The sequence below is a fragment of the Vibrio sp. V42_P2S4T144 genome, assembly GCF_009904715.1.
GTDB lineage: Bacteria > Pseudomonadota > Gammaproteobacteria > Enterobacterales > Vibrionaceae > Vibrio > Vibrio alginolyticus.
Window position 1 is genome coordinate 1 of record NZ_WXWS01000311.1, and the last position, 4,044, is coordinate 4,044.

Genomic DNA, 4,044 nt, shown 5'->3' on the forward strand with positions numbered 1-4,044 from the left:
TCCGTATATGGTTTAAGCGAACTCTTCGAGATGGCAAACCGTGCGGCGGCTAAATTGGGCGTTGATGTGCACTTTGAAGTAGAGATATTGGATCACTGGCCAAACACGCACTTCGATGTGAAAACAGCGGTAATGATTCCGCCCGGCGGCACTGGTCAATATTACTTAGAACCAGAGCCAGAGCTACTCGACTGGTTAAATGTCCAATATAGTAAAGGTGCGATTTTAGCCTCCGCCTGCGCTGGTACTTTTATTCTTGCTCAAACCCAGTTGTTGACCAATAAGTCTTGTACAACACACTGGGGCTTGGCTCCTTCATTAGCGAGTCAGTTTCCCGATATCCACGTAAGACAAGAAGCCATCCTTATTAACGAAGGAACGATCATTACGGCTGGGGGTATGATGTCATGGGTGGATTTAGGTTTGGAATTGGTTTCCTTATTTGCGTCACCGGCAGTAATGCGCCTGCTAGGAAAAATGTTGGTTATTGATACTGGTCCGAGAGAGCAACGCTTTTATCAACAGTTTACTCCAAACTTCCAACATGGTGATGGGGTAATTGTTCAACTACAGCACTATATAAACGATCATTATCAAGGAAAACTGAGCAATAAAGAGCTTGCAGAGTTGAGTTGTTTAACAGAAAGGACATTGCAGCGACGCTTTAAAAAGGCGACAGGTTTCAATGTTAACCAATACATACAAAGCTTAAGAGTACAAAAAGCTTGTGATTTACTTGAGTCGACAACCCTAACATTTGACGCAATATCATTTAGAGTGGGTTACCAAGATGTGAGCGCGTTCAGGAAAATATTTAATAGGATCGTAGGTTTAACACCGAAGTCGTTCAGATCTCGGTTCTGTTCATGAACGCCAGAAGTAAGATAATGTTGGTATTAAACATTTATAACTCAGAAGCAAACACCGCATATTTTTACAAGCTGGCTTAGCGTGATGAAAAGGGATAACAAGCTAAGCCAACCGTAGCGATCTTCTAAGTATTGAGAACTTTTTAGGATGCTTAAAGTGTTCTCAAATTACAACGACTTGTATAGGCCGCTGTTAATCGAAAAGCTATGTGATTTCCAAAACCAGTTTCCCAGTATGTTGCTTGCGTGAAAATACTTCTTGCGCTTGACCTATCTGGTTTAAGGGAAATGACTCCGCGACTAAGGGGCGAATTGCGTTCTGTTCGATATAGCGAACCAAGTTACCGAATACTTCTGGTGCCAAAACGGTACAACCAAATAACGCTAGGTCTTTAAGGTAAAGAGTTCTTACATCCAGCTCGACAATTGGACCGCCTATGGCGCCGGAAACAGCGTATCTTGATCCTGGTTTTAGTACCTGAAGAAATTGTGGCCACTGCTCTCCTGCGACCAGATCAATCACTACGTCAACGCTGTTTTCTCCGAGAGTCGCCGGCAAATTTGCATCGCGAGGGATAACTTGGTTTGCTCCTAATGCCGTGATCTGTTCTTTCTTTTCTGGGCTGGCGATAGCAATGACGTATGCTCCACGCGCCTTCGCCAGTTGGATTGCGGCAGAGCCAACACCGCCGGATGCCCCTGAAATCAGTACGGTATCGCTCGCTGTGACATTAGAGCGGACAAGCATGTTCTCGGCAGTTGAATAAGAACAAGGGAAGGAGGCCAAATCGATATCCGATAAACTACTATTCACAGCATATGCATGTTTACTGTCAACAACAGTGAACTGAGCAAAGCCACCATCACATTCTGAACCGAAGTACCAAGGCGAGCTAAGTGCTTGACTGTGGAAGCGCGTAATACATGGTTCGATAAGCACACGCTGACCGATTCGTGATGGGCAGATATTCTCACCAACAGCGACGATGGTACCGCATACATCGGCACCTTGGATTCGAGGGAGAGATAGCGCGTCTCCTGACCAACTTGCATCCATGCTATTGGCGTCATTTTTAGAATACCATGCTGTTCGGGTATTGATGTCGGTGTTATTGACTCCGGCAGCGGCAACTTGGATCAATACATCATCAGGCGAGGGGACTGGCACAGGTAGATCATCGCGGTAACGAAGCATATCTGGCCCACCATGACCGATAAGTTGGACGCCTTTCATGACTTTCGGGATTGTGGTCATTGATTGTTCTCCTTCATTAGTTCTAGCAGAGTGCGTTCAGCGGATGCAAAGGCAGCGTGACCGAGAACCGGCCATGCGTTGGATAGACCTTCATGTAACAAGAAGAGTGTGGTTGCGAGGTCTTCTCGCTGACTTAGTTGGCCCATAAGCTGACGGACCGCCAATTTGTGTTGTTTTACTGCTTGATTAATTGATAGATTTTCTGGATAGGCTGCTAATGCATTGATGGACATGCAGCCATTCGGTGCAAACTCCTTCATCCAATCCTCGAGGCGAGTGAATAGGTGTAATACAGCCGGTGTTCCATTGGCAGGGGCGTCTTCGAGCAAAAAACTCAAATACCTTTGATGGCGATGCTCGAGAGCTGCAACAATCATCGCTTCCTTGGAGGGGTAGTATTTGTACAGGGTTCTCAGGCTGACTTCGCAGGCGTTTTTGAGTTGGGGTACGCTAGGCTCGGCGAAGCCATACTGACTGAATGCTTTTTCTAGGCTTGCTGCGATTTTTTCTTTCACTATTTGATACACCAGGTAGAACGTTTGTTTTACCTAAGGGTAGAATAAACTTTCTACCTCAGTCAATGGTGTATTTGAACTCTGTATTGAAAGCCCGACGTAATGCCGGGCTAATTTAAGTGATTTTTATCGATTTGGAACGTGAATCAGTGTGCCGTTGCGCGCTGCTCTCCACGCTTGTCTAGCATTCCGCTGAAACGGGTTAGTAGTAGAGCACCTAATACTACGATCGCGCCAATCCAAGGTGTGTGCATCAGCCCAGCATTGGCCACGATAAGGCCACCGCCCCAAGAACCCAGTGCAATACCTACGTTAAATGCAGCAATGTTGAGACCAGAAGCGACGTCGACTGCATCAGGTGAATATTTCTCTGCTAGTTTGACAACATAAACTTGAAGTCCTGGAACGTTACCAAAGGCAAAGGCACCCCAGACAAGAATGGTCACTACTGCAGAAATTGGATTAAATGCTGTGACACTAAACACGAGCAATACCACAATTAGGCCCGAGAAAATCGCTGTCAGAGCTTTGATTGGCCCCATAGAGTCGGCCATCTTTCCGCCCCAGATGTTGCCGAATGCGACTGATACACCATAAACCAACATAATTAGGCTGATAGCGCTAGAGCCAAACCCCGAAACTTCTTCCAAAATAGGAGCCAAGTAAGTGAAGGCTGTGAACGTACCACCGTAACCGAGCGCGGTGATTGCGTACACCAAAAGTAGACGAGGCTGAGTCAAGACTTTTACTTGCGATGACAGCTTGGTTGCTGGTGGTTGTTTCAGATTACTCGGCACTAGTAGAGCGCTTCCTATCAGTGCGATGATTCCAAGGATCGCGACGATTAGGAAGGTTGCCTGCCAACCAAATGTCTGGCCAATCCAGGTGCCAAGTGGCACGCCCGTCACTAGAGCTACGGTCAGACCGGTAAACATAATAGCAATTGCGCTAGCGGCTTTTTCTTTTGACACTAGGCCAGTGGCGATAGTCGAGCCGATCGAAAAGAACACACCGTGTGCAAGCCCGGTCAGTATCCTTGCTGTAACTAGAGTGTTGTATCCAGGTGCTTGCCAGGCTAACAGATTGCCAAGAACAAACAGTGCCATAACAGAAAGCAGAACGTACTTTCTTTTCCAGTTACCAGTCAGCGCTGTTAAAACGGGAGCACCAACCGCGACACCAAGTGCGTACAGGCTAACTAAAAGACCCGCTGAAGGTAATGATACGTTGAGGTCGGAGGCCATAGTCGGTATCAGACCGACAATTACAAACTCCGTGGTTCCAATAGCAAAGGCGCTAAGCGTCAATGCAAGTAAAGCTAAAGGCATAACAACTCTCTCTTATAATCATTGAATATGAATGGATAAACGAATAGCCCGTTTCCATGTCGTGTATTATTAAAGAG

4 protein-coding genes are annotated in these 4,044 nt (G+C 46.5%); 1 reads left to right on the forward strand and 3 read right to left on the reverse strand.

The annotated features are described in order from the left end of the window. Positions 1 to 870 (forward strand): GlxA family transcriptional regulator (locus CAG68_RS10700; RefSeq protein WP_237667871.1); only part of this gene is annotated, 870 nt, incomplete at its 5' end. Positions 871 to 1,074: 204 nt separating this feature from the next. Here the strand turns inward: CAG68_RS10700 and CAG68_RS10705 are convergent. The 3 genes from CAG68_RS10705 to CAG68_RS10715 all read right to left on the reverse strand — a co-directional run bounded on the left by CAG68_RS10705 (position 1,075) and on the right by CAG68_RS10715 (position 3,967). Beyond that, positions 1,075 to 2,124 carry an alcohol dehydrogenase family protein gene (locus CAG68_RS10705; protein WP_054728594.1) on the reverse strand — a complete coding sequence of 350 codons (1,050 nt, stop codon included), beginning with the start codon at positions 2,122 to 2,124 and terminating at the stop codon, positions 1,075 to 1,077. Next, positions 2,121 to 2,642 (reverse strand): TetR/AcrR family transcriptional regulator, encoded by a 522-nt coding sequence (locus tag CAG68_RS10710; RefSeq protein ID WP_053307056.1) that lies wholly within the window; start codon positions 2,640 to 2,642, stop codon positions 2,121 to 2,123. Before CAG68_RS10710 ends, CAG68_RS10705 begins: the two co-directional genes overlap by 4 nt. A gap of 143 nt (positions 2,643 to 2,785) precedes the next feature. After that, entirely contained in the window at positions 2,786 to 3,967 is a 1,182-nt protein-coding gene (locus tag CAG68_RS10715; protein WP_086046772.1) for an MFS transporter, read from the reverse strand. Between the last annotated feature and the right edge of the window lie 77 nt (positions 3,968 to 4,044).

What these genes read in the sequence shown, in the direction of transcription:
- CAG68_RS10705 (WP_054728594.1), bottom strand. Translation starts at nt 2,124, where the DNA reads ATGACCACAATCCCGAAAGTCATGAAAGGCGTCCAACTTATCGGTCAT.
- CAG68_RS10715 (WP_086046772.1), bottom strand. Translation starts at nt 3,967, where the DNA reads ATGCCTTTAGCTTTACTTGCATTGACGCTTAGCGCCTTTGCTATTGGA.